Raw genomic sequence first — 15,193 nt, 5'->3', positions numbered from 1 at the left:
GCCGGATCCCGTCGCCCGAACTGCCCGTAAGGAGGCACCTGGCCATGAGCGAGAAGTCGCTGGAGCTGTTCGTCCGCCGTATGACGTGGGAGGCCGAGGGCGTACTGTCCGTCGAACTCGCGGACCCGCACGGCAAACCGCTGCCCGCCTGGACGCCGGGCGCGCACCTCGATGTCCATGTAGGCGGCCACGTCCGCCAGTACAGCCTGTGCGGCGATCCGAAGGCGTCGGACACCTACCGGATCGGCGTGCTCGACGAACCGTCCTCGCGGGGCGGTTCGCGGTACGTGCACACCCGGCTGCGCCCCGGGCAGTCGGTCACCGTCTCCGAGCCGCGCAACCATTTCGCCCTGGAGGAGGCCGACTCCTACGTGTTCGTCGCGGGCGGCATCGGGATCACCCCGCTGCTGGCGATGGCCCGCGAGGCGGCGCGTCGCGGGGTGCCGTGGCGGCTGGTGCACGGCGGCCGGAGCCGCGCCTCGATGGCGTTCGGCCCGGAGCTGGCCGCGCTCGGCGGGGACGTCACCTTCGTCCCGCAGGACGAGCGGGGCCACATCGACCTCGACGCAGCGCTCGCCGGGCTGCCGGAGGACGCCCTGGTGTACTCCTGCGGGCCGGAGCCACTGCTCGCCGCCGTGGAGGACCGCTGCCCCGAGGGCCTGATCCGGTTGGAGCGGTTCGCCGCACCGGTCGTCGAACGTGCCGGGGACGACGACTCGTTCGAGGTGGAGTGCCGTACGTCGGGGGTGACGCTCACCGTCGGCGCGAACGCCTCCGTCCTCGAAGCCGCCGAGGAGGCCGGGCTGTCGGTGAACAGCTCCTGCCGCGACGGCATCTGCGGCTCCTGCGAGACCCGCGTCCTCGAAGGCACCCCGGACCACCGTGACTTCCTCCTCAGCGAAGCGGAACACGCCGCGAGCGCCACGATGATGATCTGCGTCTCCCGGTGCTCCTCCGGCCGCCTCGTCCTCGACCTGTGACACCTCCCCCCGCACCTTCTGGAGACACCATGACCGACCCCCTGACCGACGCCTGGCCGTATCTGGACGTCCACCAGTCCCGGACGCACGAGCCGACCCCGTACGAGTACAAGCTCGCCGCGACCCTCGAAGAGGTCTTCACCAAGGAGGGCCACGAAATCGCCGACGTCGTACGTGGCTTGAATGCCCGTCAGGTGCACGCGGCCGACGGCACACCGTGGACCGAGGAGTCCTTCCGCGCCGAGATCACCCGACTGGGAGCCTGACCATGACCTTGTCGTCCTCCGCCACCGCCGACCACGTCTACGCCACGGGGCTGCGCAACCAGTGGCATCCGGTCGTCCCCTCGCACTTCGTCGCCCCGGGCGCGATGCGCCGGGTGACCGCGCTCGGCGAGCAGTGGCTGCTCTTCCGCCGCTCGGACGGCGTCCTGTCGATGCTGGCCGACCGGTGCCCGCACCGGGGCGCGCCGCTGTCGCTGGGCAAGCACCTCGGCGACCGGGTCGCCTGCTGGTACCACGGGGTGGAGGTGGAGGGCGACGGCACGGTGTCCTCCGTCCCCGGCCTTCCCGGGTGCGGCCTGGAGGGGAAGAAGCTGGTCGCCTCGCTGCCGGTACGGGAGGTGGCGGGCGCGGTCCTCGCGTACTTCGGCGACGAGGAGCACCCCGAGCCGCCGGAGCTGACGCTCCCCGAGCCGCTCACCGAAGACGGAGTGTCGGCCTTCCTCTGCTACGCGGAGTGGGACGTGCCGTGGCGGTACGCGGTGGAGAACCTGCTCGACCCGATGCACGGGGCGTTCCTCCACCACGACTCGCACACGATGTTCGACGGGGACACCACCGCCAAGTTCCGCATCCGGGAGACGGATCGGGGCTACTTCTTCGAGAAGACGGACCAGCGGGGCGTCAACTTCGACTGGGTGGAGCTGTGCCGTACCGGTGTGGACTGGGTCGACCTGTCGATTCCGTACCCGCCGTCCGCCGGTCCCGGCGGTCCGTTCGGCATCGTCGGCATGGTCTGCCCGGTCGACGAGGGGCGTTCCGGTGTCTTTTTCTGGCGTTACCGGCGGGTGGAGGACTGGCAGCGGTCGTCCTGGCGGTTCCTCTACCGGACGCTGATCGAGAAGCGCCACTGGGAGGTGCTGGAGCAGGACCGGGCGATGCTGGAGGCGATGCCCGCCGACGCGGACCAGCGGGAGAACCTCTATCAGCACGACCTGGGCGTGGTGCGGCTGCGCCGGCTCTACCGGGCGGCAGCGGCGGAGCAGACGGGCGCCCGGCGGGGCTGAGGAGCGAGGGGCGGGGCTGAGGGGCGTCCGGCGAGGCTGAGGAGCGAGGGGCAGGGCTGAGGGGCGCTCACCCGTCCCGTGCCGGGGCGGCCGCCCGCCCGGACGGCTGCCCCGGCCGGGCGGGCGCGCCTTCCGCGTCGTGCGTCCCGCGCGGCCTGGCGAGCAGGACTCCCGCGAGGATCAGCCCCATCCCGGCGAGCCGGCGGCCGGTGAGGCTCTCCGCGGCCAGGACCGTGCCGAGCAGGACGCCGGTGACCGGGTTGAGGAGGCCGATGAGGCCGACCGTGGCGGCGGGCAGCCTGCGCAGGGCGGCGAACCAGGCGAGGAAGGCGAGCGCGGTGGCGACCACGGTGACGTATCCGAACGCCAGGAGCGCGCCGGCGTCCACCGGTGGCGGCGCCCCCTCGGAGACGACCGCCGCCACCAGCAGGAGCACCCCGCCGAAGCAGAGCTGCCAGGCGGTGGTGGCGAGGACCCCCGCGCCGGAGTCCCAGCGCTGGGAGAGCACGTACCCGACGGAGGAGACCAGCATGGCGGCGACCGAGGCGATCAGACCGCCGGTCCCGCTGCCGCCGGCACGGCCCCACATCATCAGCACCACCCCGGCGAGCCCGGTCACGCCCGCCGCCAGATGGGCGGCGCGGGGGCGCTGGGCGAGCAGGGCCCAGGCGGTCACCGTCATGACCAGCGGGGAGAGCGCCATCACCGTGGACGCGGTGCTGGTGGCCAGCCGCTGCGCGGCGATGTAGACGAGCACGAAGAAGGCGCTGGTGTTCAGCAGCCCCAGCACCGCGGACCGCCACAACCACTCGCCCCTGGGCCTGGTCCGGGCGAGGAGCATCAGCAGGCACCCGGCGGGCAGGGCGCGCAGCGCGGCTCCCCAGAGCGGGTTTCCGGCGGGGAGGTAGTGGCGGGTGACGTAGTAGGTGGTGCCCCAGGCCACGGGTGCCACCGCGGCGGTGCCCACCTCTCGCAGATTGGCTTCCATGGAAGACATATTAGCTTCCCAGGAAGCTAATCGCTAGAGTGGGGTCATGCAGCAGCCCCACGAGCACCAGGACCCGCCGCTCGACCACGTGGCCCGCATCCAGGCCGCCTGGCGCCGTGAGCGCCCCGACCTCGACGTCGGCCCGCAGGCCGTGATCGGCCGACTGCACCGTCTCGCCGCCCTGCTCACCCGGGAGTTGTGCGTGGTGTACCAGCGCTACGGCCTCAGCGAGGGCGAGTTCGACGTCCTCGCCGCGCTGCGCCGGGCCGGAGCCCCGTACGAACGGGCTCCCGGGGAGCTGGCAGCGCACACCATGGTGACCACCGGCGCGATGACCAAGCGCATCGACCGGCTGGAGCGGTCGGGCCTGGTGACCCGGCGCCGGGGGGACGGGGACGGCCGGGGCCGGGTCGTGGCGCTCACCGTGCCGGGGCGCGAACTCATCGACCGGGCGTTCACCGACCACATGCACAACGAGCGGCGCCTCCTCGCCGCACTGCCCCCGGCACGGGCCGACGAGCTGGAGAGCCTCCTCACCACCTGGCTCGCCGAGTTGGAAGACCCGCGCGGCGACGGTGCCGGCGAACGGAGTTGAGCCGAAACGGGCCTGGCCGGACGCCTCACAACCCCGCCAGGCTCCGGACCACATGGGTCATGTGCTGGACGTTGCCCACCCGCAGCCAGGTGGCCGGGTTCCCCGTCCCCGGGCCGTCCGAGCCGGCGCTCACGGCCGGGTGGGTCAGGGCGCGGGCGCAGTCGCGCAGCCAGGTCTCCCCCGAACTGGCCAGCGCCCCACGGAAGTCGGGGAGCCGGAGGAGTTCACGTGCGGCCTCACGGTTGGTCTTCGCCCGGTCCGGTCCGCTGTGCGCCGTCCTCACCAGCGCGTAACTCCGGTCCGTGGTGTAGCGCAGGTACCCCCAGTCCGGACCTCCCCCCTGGTCCGGGCGGGCGAGGGCGACGGCCGGCTGGACCCCGTAGTCCCCGAACCCGAGGGCGGGGAGGCGGCCGGCGAGGTTCCGCCGTATCTCGTGCCAGAGCCGCCAGTCCCGGCGGGGCTCCTCCCGTACGCCCCGGACCAGCATCTCGGCGGTCACCCGGGGGAATCCTCCGCCGATGATGACGACGGAGCGCCAGTCGGCGAGCGGGACCAGGGCGTCGAGGGCGCGCAGCGCGTCCTTGGGGATGCCGGGCCGGTCGGCGAGGACACCGCCGAGATCGATCAGCAGCTCGATCTTCACGCCGTCGCCGATCCGTTCGAGCAGGCGGGCGACCGCCTCGGTCAGTTCGGGGTTCCACTCACCGGGAACCTCGACCCGGACGCCGAGAGCGCGACCGCAGTCCACGGCGAGCGTACGGGCGGCGGCCTGCTGTCCGGTGGGCCGGAGCGGGCCCGTGACCGGGCAGAATCCTCCGAACTCGATGTACTGCGCGAACACGTCGGCGAGTACGGGGATCTGCTCCCGGTCGGCGAGGGGGGCGTCGAGCCATGCGAGGCCCCGGGCCCGGACCCTGCTCACCGCCGCGATCTCCGCGCGTACGGCTGCGGCCAGCCTGGGGCCTCGCGTTCCGGGATGGGGCGGCAGGCTCCACAGGGGTGTGACCTCGTCGCGGATCTCCGGCCGGAGGTCGCGGAACGCCTCGGCGGCGTGACGACGTATCGGCAGTACGGGAACGTAACGAAGCTTCGGCATGGCGCCCCCCGGTCGACGTCCTGCGGGAAGGGTGCTCGCGGTCCGGCAGCACGCGAAAGAGGGCGGAACCGGACTCCGTGGCCGGATGGTTCCGAAGGGCCCGAATACACCCACCACACCTTCGCACGAACCGAGTTCACCGGTCCCGCGACGACCTCGGCCCATCCTGTCCCGCGCCGACGGCTACGGCCACGGCCGTGACCCGCGCCCGCACCCTCTCTCCCTGACGCGCTTCCGGCCGCCGGCCCACGCGCCTACTCCGACACTCGCGGTGGCGAGCGCGACAAATCCCCCCGGATCGCGCCTTCCGGGCCGGGCAGCCGCACGGGCCCTTTCCGAGGTTCCGACAAGCACCTTCGCTCTCCTGCGACTTGGTGTCTGACCTGGGCAGCGCGCGCGCCTTCGGGGAGGTACGGTCATGCCGTGCGGGCAACCGGGGCTCCGGCCAACTGCACCCGTTGAAGCGCGAGTAGGAGATTCCGATGGCCCCTGACGACGTTGAGTTCCGCAAGAAGATCCGTGCCGACATACCTCACTCCGCGCGGGTGTGGAACGCATGGCTGGGCGGAAAGGACAATTACCCCGTCGACCGGGAGCTGGCGGACGCGGTCACCGCCGCCTACCCGGCCACGGCCGCCATCGCGAAGGCGTCACGCGCCTTCCAGGCGAGGGCGATCCGCCACCTCGGCGGCCTGGGCGTCCGCCAGTTCCTGGACGTCGGCACCGGCCTGCCGGTGGAGAACAGCACCCACCAGGTCGCGCAGTCCATCGATCCGTCCTCCCGGATCGTGTACGTGGACAACGACCCCATCGTGCTGGTGCACGCCGCCGCGCTGCTGACCAGCTCGCCCGAGGGTGCGACGGCCTTCGTGGACGAGGACCTCACCAACACGGACGCCGTGGTGGACGAGGCGGCGAAGACCCTGAACCTCGACGAGCCGGTGGCCGTGCTGCTCCTGTCGACGCTGGGACACCTGCTCCCCGACGACGGGATCAAGGTGGTCCAGTCGTACATGTCCCGGATGCCGTCGGGTAGTTACCTGGTCATCTGCGACACCATCAAGACTTCGGAGACCCTCGCGGCCCAGGACGCGTACGACTCGGGCGACAACCCGCCCTACCTGGTGCGCGAGCCCGAGGAGATCACCGGCTGCGCCGAGGGTCTGGAGCTGGTCGACCCCGGCTTCCTCTCCATCACGTACTGGCGCCCCGACGGCGAGCCCGAGGGCCCCGGCGTCGACCAGTGGGGTCTGGTCGCGCGCAAGCCCTGACGCTCCCCCGCACCACCTTGCCGTGAACGCGGCACACCGAGGGTCCCTCCGCACGGGCGGGGGGACCCTCGGCGTGTGTGCGTACGGGATCAGGGCTGGAGGGGCATGGTCCAGCAGTTGGAGCTCACGGACTTGCCCGCGAGCCGGTCGGTCAGCCAGGAGATGGCGTCGCCCTGGTCGGTGAGGAGCGGGACCAGGTGGTTGGTGACGATCTTGTCCCCGAGGTTGGGCAGGATGATGGCGTCGTAGGTGACGTTGGCGCCCTTGCCGCACCAGTCGACGGCGAGTTGGCGCGCCTGGGCGTGCGGGACGATGTCGTCCTGGATGCCGGTGGCCACGCGTACCGGAGTGGCGGGCTTGAGGTTGCCGATGCGCTGCGCGTCGAGCGTGGTCTTCAGCGCCGGGATGGTGTCGACGAGCTGGCTCAGGGACTTGCCGCTGGTCGTCCAGGAGCTGCTCTTCTTGAAGCCGTAGCCGAAGAGCGCGTCGCCGGTGCACATCGTGGAGAGATCGGCGAGGGCCGCCTTGCCGGCCGCGTTGATCTGGGCGTCCGCGATGGGCCGGAGGGACGGGTCGGTCTGGAGGAAGCCGTTCAGGGACCATCCCAGGGCTCCGGCGAGGGCGCTGCCGTCGATCCCCTTGATGGTGGCGGTCAGGTCGGCCGGGGGTGCGCCGACGTAGGCACCGGCCAGTTTGACGTCGGGGGCGTAGGTGGGCTGGAGCTCGGCGGCCGAGGCGCTGGCGCCGCCGCCCTGGCTGTAGCCGTAGAGCCCCACGGGTGAGGCGGCGGTGATGGACGCCCCGCTCACTCCGCGTGCCGCGCGGGCGGCGTCGAGGAGCGCGTGGCCGCCGTCGACCCGGCTGACGTAGGTGTGCAGCCGGTCGGTGGCTCCGAGGCCCGCGTAGTCGGTGACGACCACGGCGGTACCCGCTGCCAGCAGCCGGTAGATGGAGAGGTCCTCGTAACCGACGGACACCGTGTCGCCGTTGAGCGTGATCGGGTTCTGGAGTCCCAGCGAGGCCGCGCACTGGTCGCCCTGCCCCATCGTGCCGGGCGCCAGGGCGACGAGCGGACGGGGGCCGCTCCCCTTCCAGCCGGCCGTCGGCTCGATGTAGGCCCCGGTCACGGCCACCGGAAGGCCGTTGGAGTCGGTGGACTTGTACATGAGCCTGGTCGCCTTGCCCGGCAGCGGGCCGCCCACGCTGGGCAGGCTCAGCGCCAGCGGGAGGGACTCGGTGCGCACGAGCGTGCCGTTCGCGGCGGGCAGGGTCTGGGGCGGGGTGTAGAAGGCCGGGATCTCCACGCCCCGGGAGACCACCGGGGCCGTGGCGGCCGAGGCGGGGAGCGTCTGGGCGCCCAGGCAGGCCGCCGCGGCGATCCCGGCGGCCAGCAGCCGCCCGGTGATCACCCCCGCGGTTCCACGCCGGGCGGCACGGACGCGGCTCGGCGCCCGCAGGGACGGGCGGGGGAAACGGGCTGTTCTCGGTTGCTCCACGCGGCTCACTCCTTGGTTCGGGGGAAGGGCGAGATGTCGCTCGGCTCCCGGTGCCGGTGCGTCTCCGGCGGTGTCCGCCCGTGCGGTGCGTACGCGCCGGGGCGCGCGGCATCGACGGGAGTACGTGGCGGGAGAGCACCCGGAACCCTGATTCCGTACCGGGATGTGGGGGTGTGTGAGGGCTGGACCGGACGGGTGGTTCGGGGACTGCTGACGCGACGGCCTGGCGACGGGAACGCTCCGGAGGGTTGCTCCGTTCGGCGCCCCGTGAACCCCGACCGGGCGCGGGGAACGGTTAGTTACTGACCAGTCAGAATGGAGAGTAGGACCGGGTGTCACTCAGTGACAAGACGTCTGCACGTGCCGAATTCCGCCGCGTCCCGAGGGTGCGGCGGGACGCACCGGGATCGCACCGGAATCGCACAGGGACCGCGCCGGGGAACGGGCCGGGGAACGAGCCGACCGACAGGGCCCGATGGCGAATTCCGCAGGAACGAGTGCGACAAGTCGCCATTTCTTGCGCCACCTTGACGATCTTTCTTCGGCTCCCCGCTTGGAAATCAGACCGGTTGGTCTAGGCTCTGCATGCCTTTGATCTCGCAAGGGAGTCCGACGTGTCCTGGAAGGGTCCATTCCTCGTGGCTGGCGCTGTGTTCTGCAAGGCCGTCGGGACGAGGCCGTCGTGGTGAGCCCGCCGCACGACGGAGTGAACCGCCGCACGAAACGGACCGCCCGGCCGGGGAGCGGGACGCCGTTCCGACCCGCCGTGGTCTGGCCCGCCGCCGCCGTCCTCGCGGCCGGGTGCGCGGTGGCCGCCTCGACTCTCACCGACGACGCGCGGCGCCTCGTGGCGGTGAGCGGTGTCGCGGTCGCCGTACTGCTGCTCGCCCCGGTGGTGCTGCTCGCCCGGAAGCTGGACACCGAGCGCGAGCGGCGCGCCGAGGTGGCGGCGCTCGCCCTCGCGCGGGACGCGGAGGTGGCGCACCTCTCCCAGGTTCGCGTACCGGCCATCGTCGAACTGCTGCGCACCGGACAGCGGGTGGACGCAGCGCCGGGCGCGCTGCGCAAGCCGCGCGAGACCGGCGAGGAGTTCGCACGGTCGCTGGAGTCCGTGGTGGAGGTGCTCGGCTCGGACGAGGCGGTGCACCGCGAACGTGTCCTGCGCGACTCGGTGATGGCCGCCTTCGAGTCGGTGGCGCGCACCATGCACGTGATGGCCACGGTGCAGCAGCAGGTGCTGGACCAGGTCGAACGCTCCCTGGACGACCCCCGCCTGATGGCCGAGGTGATGAAGGCCGACCACGCGGCCTCCCAGATGACCCGCAAGGCGCAGACGCTCCTGGTGATGTGCGGGATCTGGCCCGCGCGCCGCGAGACCCGGCCGGTCTCGCTGTACGACTGCGTACGCGGCGCGCAGTCGCGGATCGTGGAGTTCGGGCGGATCGAGGTGCACGGCGGGCAGACCCTGTACGCGGCGCCCCCGGCGGCCGAGGGGCTGATGCACGCCATCGCCGAACTCCTCGAGAACGCCACGGTGTTCTCACCCTCTCGCTCCCAAGTCATCGTCAATGTCCGGGAGGTGGGCGCGGGTGCGGTGGTCGAGATCGACGACGCCGGGCTCGGCATGCCGCCGGACGTGCTGGAGCAAGCCCGGGGCCAGCTCCACGACGACCTGGATCTGACCCGGCTCGGCGCGGTGCCCCGGCTCGGGCTGGCCTGTGTCGGCCGGTGGAGCCGTGAGCTCGGTTTCAACGTGGAGCTGAGCGGCACCTCCGCGTACGGCGGGACCCGTGCCGTGATGTTCGTACCGTTCCGGCTGCTCACCGAACCGGCGGCGCGGGTCCCGGCGCACCGGCGCCCGGAGGTCTTGCCGGCGGACGCCCCGGAGTCGCCGAGGCCCCCGGCACGGGACCGGCAGTGGCCGGGCGGGGACGGCGAACTCGCCGAGCACGCCCGCCCGGAGGACCTGGACGACGACGGCCCCGTGCCGGCCGGAACGTCCCCGGACGCCGCCCCGCAGACCGCGGGCCTTCCCCGCCGCCGCAACCGGCGGAGCCCGGCCCGCCCCCCGTACGCTCCGGAGGCCGCGTCGCCGCAGGCGCCTCGGCACTCGGCGCCCCGGGCGCGCTCCGCCCCCGAGTCCGCGCCGTGGACGCCGGAAGCGGCCCGCGCGTCGATCTCCAGCGTGGTCTCCGGCACCCTGCGCGGACGCGCCGCCCTCGGCGCGGACGAGGCGCGGCCCCGTCCGGACACCGCTCCCCCCGAGGTGGCGCCCCCCGGCGTTCCGCCTCTGCCCAGTACCCCGAACGAGCAGCACGGAGGCCGGTCGTGACCGGAACCATCACTCGACTCCCCGACTTGGGCTGGATGCTCCGCCCGCTCACCGAGATCCCCGGCGTCCGGCACGCGGTCGTCGTCTCGGAGGACGGCCTGCGTCTCGGCCACGCGTCGGCGGAGAACCTCAAGGGCCCGGTGTCGGACCTCAGCGTCGCCGAGGCGGAATCGCTCTCGGCTGCCTGCGCGGCGATGACCATGACGGGCCGCTCGACGACGACGCTGCTGTTCGGCTCGGGTGTCGGGCTGCGCCAGCTGATGCTGGAGTCGGACCACGGGTTCGTCCTGTTCACCCATGCCGGGGTGGGTGCGCACCTGGGTGTGGCCACCGACCTGGAGGCGGACATCGGTCTCGTGGCGCAGCAGATGCAACTGCTGGTGGCGAAGATCGGCGCGCATCTGAGCAGCCTGCCGCGGGATCAGGCCATCGCGTCGTCATGACGGACCGGTCCGAGGAGCCGAGAGCCTCGGCGGTACGCCCTTATGTCATCACCCGCGGCCGTGCGGAGTCGGGCGGCGAGCCACTGTCCTGGGAGTCGCTGGTGATGGCCACGGAGGCGGCGTTCCCCGCCTCCCTCCAGCCGGAGCACCTCGCGATCCTGACGCACTGCGAGGGGCTCATCTCGGTCGCGGAGGTCGCCGCGCACCTGCGCCAGCCTCCTTCTGTCGTGCAGGTGCTGCTGGCCGATCTCGTCCAGTGGGGGCTGATCGTGACCCGCCCTCCCATTCCCGCGGCCGAACGCGCGGATGTGACCATGCTCAGAAAGGTCCTCGATGGTCTCGAAAGCCGTATCTGAAGCCTTCGTCGAGGCCGGTCCGCCATCCGCCACCGGCGGGGTGAACCCTGCCCGGCCCTCCTCGGGGAAGTACGTCGCGTCCAGCGTGGCGGGGGCGGCGAAGATCCTGGTCGTCGGCCCGCTGGGGGTGGGCAAGACCACGCTGATCGGCACCGTCTCGGAGATCGAGCCGCTCTCCACCGAGGCCGCGATGACCCAGGCCGGCGCCCGGGTCGACACCCCCGTGGACAGCACCAAGACGACCACCACGGTCGCCCTGGACTTCGGGCGGCTGACGATCGACGGCGATCTGGTGCTCTATCTGTTCGGTACGCCCGGGCAGCAGCGGTTCCTGCCGGCCTGGCGGGATCTCGCCAAGGGCGCGCTGGGGGCGCTGGCCCTGGTGGACACCCGGGACCTGACGGCGTCGTTCGACGCCCTCGGCAACCTGGAGGACCTCGATCTGCCGTTCGCCGTCGCCGTGAACGTCTTCCCGGGGAGTCCGCTGCACGACGCGGCCGATCTGCGCGCGGCTCTCGATCTGCTTCCCGGTACGCCGCTGGTGCTGTGCGACGCGCGCGACCAGGAGTCGTCGATCCGGGCCCTGATAGCCCTCGTCAGCCATCTCATCCATGTCGCCACGGAGCCCTCATGAGCACCACCCCGCACCCTCCGGCCGGGTCCGCCGCCCAGTGCCCTTGGCCCGCCGCCGCCCCGGCCGGGTCCTCGGCGACCCCGTTGTACGGGCCGGATCTCGACGGTGACCGGATGACCCTGCTGTACGAGGAGATGCGCGGCGAGCACGGTCCGGTGGCCCCGGTGACCGTGGCTCCGGGTATCGACGCCTGGCTGGTGCTGGGCCACCGCGAGCTGCTCCGGCTCACCCGCGACGAGGGGGACTTCTCGCACGATCCGCGCCACTGGAGTCTGCTGCGCGAGGGCCGGGTGCCCGCGGACTCGCCGATCCTCCCGATGGTCGGCTGGCGTCCGGCGCTGCTCTTCGCGGACGGGCAGCAGCACCGCAGGATGCGGGCGGCGGTCTCGGACGCCCTCGCCAAGATCAACGGTCACGAGCTGCGGCGGAGCGTGCGGACGGCCGCCGAGGGGCTGATCGCGTCGTTCGCCGGGCAGGGCAGGGCGGACCTGGTCGCCGACTACGCGCGTACGTTGCCGATGCGGGTGGTCACCGGGCTGCTCGGGCTGGACGACCGGACCGGACGGGAGCTGGTGGAGGCCGTGGCGGGCACCGTATCCGCGACCAGCGGCTCGGCGGACGCCAGCCGCCGGATGGGCGCCATCCTCTACGGGCTGATCAAGGAGAAGCGGCGCGAGCCGGGCGAGGACGTCACCTCCGCGCTGCTGTACCACCCGGCGGAACTCACCGACGAGGAGGTGCTGCACAACCTGGTGGTGATGTTCGTCGCGGGCAACCAGACCACGGTGAACTGGATCGCCACCACGCTGCGCATCCTCCTGTGCGACCCGGCGTTCCGCTCCTCGCTGACCGGCGGGCATCTGAGCGTGGACGACGCGCTCGATCTGGTCCTGTGGCGATTCCCGCCCACCCAGAACTTCCCGGCCCGCTACGCCACCCGCGACATGCGGTTCGGCGGACAGGACATCCGTACCGGCGACATGCTGATCCTGGGCCTCGCCGCGGCCAACGCGGATCCCGAGATCCTGCCGGCCGACGGTGCGCCGGTGGTCGGCAACCGTTCCCATCTGGCGTTCGGTGCCGGGCCGCACACCTGTCCCGCGCAGGACCCGGCGCGGCTGATCACCCGGACCGCGGTGGACACCATCCGGCACCGGCTGCCGGACCTGGAACTCGCCGTGCCCGAGTCCGAGTTGGAGTGGATCAAGTCGCCCTGGAGCAAGGGCCTGGGGGCACTGCCCGTGCGGTTCGGCAAGGCCGAGCTGCCGCAGGGGCCGGTACCGGCGCAGTCGGCGGGGGACCTGGTGCAGGCGCGGTCGGCGCCTTGGAGCACCTCGTCGTTCCGGCCGTCCACGACCATGCCGTTCTGATCCGCCGCGAAGACCCCACACCGGACCCCGAAGGTCCGGCACCGCACGAACAACGCTCTCCGCGACCACTCAACCCCGAATCTGGAGAACCCTGTTGAACACGTCACCGGTGAACTCCGCGGCCGACGGGCCGCACCGTCTCGACCCGGCGGGCGGTTGCCCGCACGCGGCCAACGCCCGGCTGCTGGCGCGCTCCGCGGTCGCTCCGGTGATCCTGCCCGGCGAGGTCGAGGCCATGGCGGTGCTGGGGCACGACGCGCTCAAGGAGTTCCTCGCCCATCCCGACGTCGCCAAGAACGCGGCGCATTTCGCGGCGCTGCAGGCCGGTGAGATCGCGGACGGCTGGCCGCTGAAGACCTTCGCGACCGTGCAGGGGATGACGACCGCCGACGGCGCCGACCACCGGCGGCTGCGGTCCTTGATGAGCAGGGCGTTCACTCCGCGGCGGGTGGAGGAACTACGGCCGCGCATCGAGGCGTTGACCTCCTCGCTGCTGGACGGTCTGGAGGAGGCCGCCGCGTCCGGGGACGGGGTCGCCGATCTGCGGACGCACTTCGCGCTGCCCCTGCCCATGGGGGTCATCTGCGAACTCCTGGGGGTGGAGGCCGAACACCACGACCGGCTGCACCGGTTGTCCAACCAGATCGTCGCCACGGACATCGGCCCGGAGGAGGCGATGGCCGCCAACCGGGAGATGGTGGAGGTGCTGAGCGCGGTCGCCACCGCCCGTACGGAGGAGCCGGGGGACGACCTCACCAGCGCGCTGATCGCGGCCCGCGAGGAGAACGGTGACCGGCTGGCCCCGCAGGAGCTGATCGGCACCCTGATGCTCACGATCATCGCCGGGCACGAGACGACCCTCAACCTGATCACCAACGCGGTACGGGCGCTCTGCACCCACCGCGACCAGCTCGACCTGGTCCTCGCGGGCGGGGCGAGCTGGGAGGACGTGGTGGAGGAGACGCTGCGCTGGGACAGCCCGGTGAGCTACTTCCCGTTCCGCTACCCGACGCGCGACCTCGAACTCGACGGCACCGTGATCCCCAAGGGCACGCCGGTGCTGGCCGGTTACTCCGCGGCGGGCCGGGACACGAAGGCCCACGGGCCCGACGCCGAACGCTTCGACATCACCCGCGACGACAAGGCCCGCCACCTCTCGCTCGGCCACGGCGCGCACTACTGCATGGGCGCCCCGCTGGCCCGGATGGAGGGCACCGCGGCGCTGAAGCAGCTCTTCACCCGCTTCCCCGATCTCGATCTGGCCGTGCCCGAGCCCGAACTCCCCCGGCACGCCTCCTTCGTGGGCAACAGCGTGCAGAAGCTGCCGGTACGCCTGCACGGCTGAGCCCGCGCCCGGAGGACGCCTGCGAGGCGGGTGGGGGACTCCGCCCCGCCCGCCTCGCAGGCATGCGCGCACCCCTCCACCCCGAACCCCCCGCGCACCCCTCCACCCCCAACCCCGCGCGTGCACCTCCACCCCGAACCCCGCGCGTGTACCCGCGAGAAGCCTCTCGTACGGCTCCGATCCGCCACCTGCCCCGCCGGCCCGGGTGACCTCCACGCACCGGGACGAACCCGCCCTCCCGGCACGCGAAAACAATCCGGACGCCCCTTTTCCGGCCTCTTCCGGCCCCTTCCGACCCGTTCACCACCGCTCGCCGCGCTCCGGCGCACGCCGGAGCGGAACGTTCGGTCTCAGGCGATATCCCCAGCATGGCCACGTGGTTACCGGGTCGTGAATCGTGAACCTTGGGGTGTCCTTTGCCTCTCCATGGTTCCGCTCACCTCAGTAGATTGCCTGTGCCGCCCGCGCAGGTGCGTACCCTGCGGTCTTGTCTGTGAAGGGGCGGCGGGGGGTGGGGCATGGAACAGCCGAAGGAGGCGGCGAGATCGGCCGCCGGGACGACGGGCGCGCGATGTCAGATCGACATCGACGCACACGGGGGGTACGGCTGGCGGCTGGTCGCGTCGAACGGGCGGGCGATGGCGGTGGCGGCAGTCTCGTTCGCCTCGCCCGGGACGTGCAGATCCGCGTTCGTCGCTCTGTGCGCGGAGCACGCGCAGACGTCCGGGGGGATTCAGCACCGCAAGGGCGGCGGCGGCTGGATCTGGATCATGCGGGACAAGTCCGGTATACCCGTGGCCGCTTCACCGAGGACGTACGAGCGCCACGCGACCTGTCGCTCCGCCTACGACAGGTTCCGCGCGATGCTGCCCGGATTGGAGGTGGAAGAAGAGGCGTTCTGGGGTAGTTCTTGAGCGTACTGCTGCGAAGAATGTCGATGTTGCCCCCAGGGCCCCTCTCGTTCACCTCTCGGGACGTGTCCGTCCACCGGATCGGTCG

Annotated in this window: 15 protein-coding genes; 12 read left to right on the top strand and 3 right to left on the bottom strand. The window is 72.2% G+C overall.

All coding sequences use genetic code 11. From position 1 onward, the window contains the following. Window positions 1–44: 44 nt before the first annotated feature. Genes OHA55_RS25830 through OHA55_RS25820 form a run of 3 tightly spaced genes read left to right on the top strand, consistent with a single transcriptional unit; the run spans window position 45 to window position 2,268 of the window. A complete protein-coding gene (locus tag OHA55_RS25830; protein WP_266710042.1) occupies window positions 45–980 on the top strand; it encodes a PDR/VanB family oxidoreductase in 936 nt (311 codons plus the stop codon). A gap of 29 nt (window positions 981–1,009) precedes the next feature. Continuing rightward, window positions 1,010–1,246 carry a recombinase-like helix-turn-helix domain-containing protein gene (locus OHA55_RS25825; protein ID WP_266710041.1) on the top strand — a complete coding sequence of 79 codons (237 nt, stop codon included), beginning with the start codon at window positions 1,010–1,012 and terminating at the stop codon, window positions 1,244–1,246. 2 nt (window positions 1,247–1,248) lie between these two features. Then, window positions 1,249–2,268 carry an aromatic ring-hydroxylating dioxygenase subunit alpha gene (locus tag OHA55_RS25820; protein WP_266710040.1) on the top strand — a complete coding sequence of 340 codons (1,020 nt, stop codon included), beginning with the start codon at window positions 1,249–1,251 and terminating at the stop codon, window positions 2,266–2,268. Window positions 2,269–2,335: 67 nt separating this feature from the next. On the opposite strand, the gene OHA55_RS25815 is transcribed toward OHA55_RS25820, so the two are convergent. Beyond that, entirely contained in the window at window positions 2,336–3,256 is a 921-nt protein-coding gene (locus tag OHA55_RS25815) for a DMT family transporter (protein WP_266710039.1), read from the bottom strand. A gap of 46 nt (window positions 3,257–3,302) precedes the next feature. Between OHA55_RS25815 and OHA55_RS25810 the strand changes: the two genes are divergently transcribed. Next, window positions 3,303–3,851 carry a MarR family winged helix-turn-helix transcriptional regulator gene (locus OHA55_RS25810; protein ID WP_266710038.1) on the top strand — a complete coding sequence of 183 codons (549 nt, stop codon included), beginning with the start codon at window positions 3,303–3,305 and terminating at the stop codon, window positions 3,849–3,851. Window positions 3,852–3,876: 25 nt separating this feature from the next. On the opposite strand, the gene OHA55_RS25805 is transcribed toward OHA55_RS25810, so the two are convergent. Further along, window positions 3,877–4,947, bottom strand: coding sequence for a beta family protein (locus tag OHA55_RS25805; RefSeq protein WP_266710037.1), 1,071 nt, complete (start codon window positions 4,945–4,947; stop codon window positions 3,877–3,879). Window positions 4,948–5,429: 482 nt separating this feature from the next. On the opposite strand from OHA55_RS25805, the gene OHA55_RS25800 reads away from it, so the two are divergent. Next, window positions 5,430–6,218: an SAM-dependent methyltransferase gene (locus OHA55_RS25800; RefSeq protein WP_266710036.1), complete on the top strand. Its 789-nt coding sequence runs from the start codon at window positions 5,430–5,432 to the stop codon at window positions 6,216–6,218. Window positions 6,219–6,307: 89 nt separating this feature from the next. On the opposite strand, the gene OHA55_RS25795 is transcribed toward OHA55_RS25800, so the two are convergent. Next, a complete protein-coding gene (locus OHA55_RS25795) occupies window positions 6,308–7,627 on the bottom strand; it encodes an alpha/beta fold hydrolase (protein ID WP_266711156.1) in 1,320 nt (439 codons plus the stop codon). 982 nt (window positions 7,628–8,609) lie between these two features. Between OHA55_RS25795 and OHA55_RS25790 the strand changes: the two genes are divergently transcribed. The 7 genes from OHA55_RS25790 to OHA55_RS25760 all read left to right on the top strand — a co-directional run bounded on the left by OHA55_RS25790 (window position 8,610) and on the right by OHA55_RS25760 (window position 15,108). Beyond that, the gene (locus OHA55_RS25790) at window positions 8,610–10,046 is read left to right on the top strand and encodes an ATP-binding protein (protein ID WP_266711154.1); all 1,437 of its coding nucleotides are present in this window, start codon (window positions 8,610–8,612) and stop codon (window positions 10,044–10,046) included. Next, entirely contained in the window at window positions 10,043–10,489 is a 447-nt protein-coding gene (locus OHA55_RS25785) for a roadblock/LC7 domain-containing protein (protein ID WP_266710035.1), read from the top strand. Before OHA55_RS25790 ends, OHA55_RS25785 begins: the two co-directional genes overlap by 4 nt. After that, the gene (locus OHA55_RS25780) at window positions 10,486–10,845 is read left to right on the top strand and encodes a DUF742 domain-containing protein (RefSeq protein WP_266710034.1); all 360 of its coding nucleotides are present in this window, start codon (window positions 10,486–10,488) and stop codon (window positions 10,843–10,845) included. The genes OHA55_RS25785 and OHA55_RS25780 overlap by 4 nt, the downstream gene beginning before the upstream one ends. 85 nt (window positions 10,846–10,930) lie before the next feature. Further along, entirely contained in the window at window positions 10,931–11,479 is a 549-nt protein-coding gene (locus OHA55_RS25775) for an ATP/GTP-binding protein (RefSeq protein WP_266711151.1), read from the top strand. Then, entirely contained in the window at window positions 11,476–12,849 is a 1,374-nt protein-coding gene (locus tag OHA55_RS25770; RefSeq protein WP_266710033.1) for a cytochrome P450, read from the top strand. The genes OHA55_RS25775 and OHA55_RS25770 overlap by 4 nt, the downstream gene beginning before the upstream one ends. A 94-nt stretch (window positions 12,850–12,943) precedes the next feature. After that, window positions 12,944–14,194: a cytochrome P450 gene (locus OHA55_RS25765; protein ID WP_266710032.1), complete on the top strand. Its 1,251-nt coding sequence runs from the start codon at window positions 12,944–12,946 to the stop codon at window positions 14,192–14,194. A gap of 518 nt (window positions 14,195–14,712) precedes the next feature. Then, window positions 14,713–15,108 carry a hypothetical protein gene (locus OHA55_RS25760; protein WP_266710031.1) on the top strand — a complete coding sequence of 132 codons (396 nt, stop codon included), beginning with the start codon at window positions 14,713–14,715 and terminating at the stop codon, window positions 15,106–15,108. Window positions 15,109–15,193 lie beyond the last annotated feature (85 nt).

This window comes from Streptomyces sp. NBC_00102, assembly GCF_026343115.1.
GTDB lineage: Bacteria > Actinomycetota > Actinomycetes > Streptomycetales > Streptomycetaceae > Streptomyces.
This window is presented reverse-complemented; position numbering and strand designations above follow the sequence as displayed.

What these genes read in the sequence shown, in the direction of transcription:
- OHA55_RS25830 (WP_266710042.1), top strand. Translation starts at nt 45, where the DNA reads ATGAGCGAGAAGTCGCTGGAGCTGTTCGTCCGCCGTATGACGTGGGAG.
- OHA55_RS25815 (WP_266710039.1), bottom strand. Translation starts at nt 3,256, where the DNA reads ATGGAAGCCAATCTGCGAGAGGTGGGCACCGCCGCGGTGGCACCCGTG.
- OHA55_RS25760 (WP_266710031.1), top strand. Translation starts at nt 14,713, where the DNA reads ATGGAACAGCCGAAGGAGGCGGCGAGATCGGCCGCCGGGACGACGGGC.
- OHA55_RS25800 (WP_266710036.1), top strand. Translation starts at nt 5,430, where the DNA reads ATGGCCCCTGACGACGTTGAGTTCCGCAAGAAGATCCGTGCCGACATA.
- OHA55_RS25805 (WP_266710037.1), bottom strand. Translation starts at nt 4,947, where the DNA reads ATGCCGAAGCTTCGTTACGTTCCCGTACTGCCGATACGTCGTCACGCC.
- OHA55_RS25820 (WP_266710040.1), top strand. Translation starts at nt 1,249, where the DNA reads ATGACCTTGTCGTCCTCCGCCACCGCCGACCACGTCTACGCCACGGGG.
- OHA55_RS25810 (WP_266710038.1), top strand. Translation starts at nt 3,303, where the DNA reads ATGCAGCAGCCCCACGAGCACCAGGACCCGCCGCTCGACCACGTGGCC.
- OHA55_RS25770 (WP_266710033.1), top strand. Translation starts at nt 11,476, where the DNA reads ATGAGCACCACCCCGCACCCTCCGGCCGGGTCCGCCGCCCAGTGCCCT.
- OHA55_RS25825 (WP_266710041.1), top strand. Translation starts at nt 1,010, where the DNA reads ATGACCGACCCCCTGACCGACGCCTGGCCGTATCTGGACGTCCACCAG.
- OHA55_RS25780 (WP_266710034.1), top strand. Translation starts at nt 10,486, where the DNA reads ATGACGGACCGGTCCGAGGAGCCGAGAGCCTCGGCGGTACGCCCTTAT.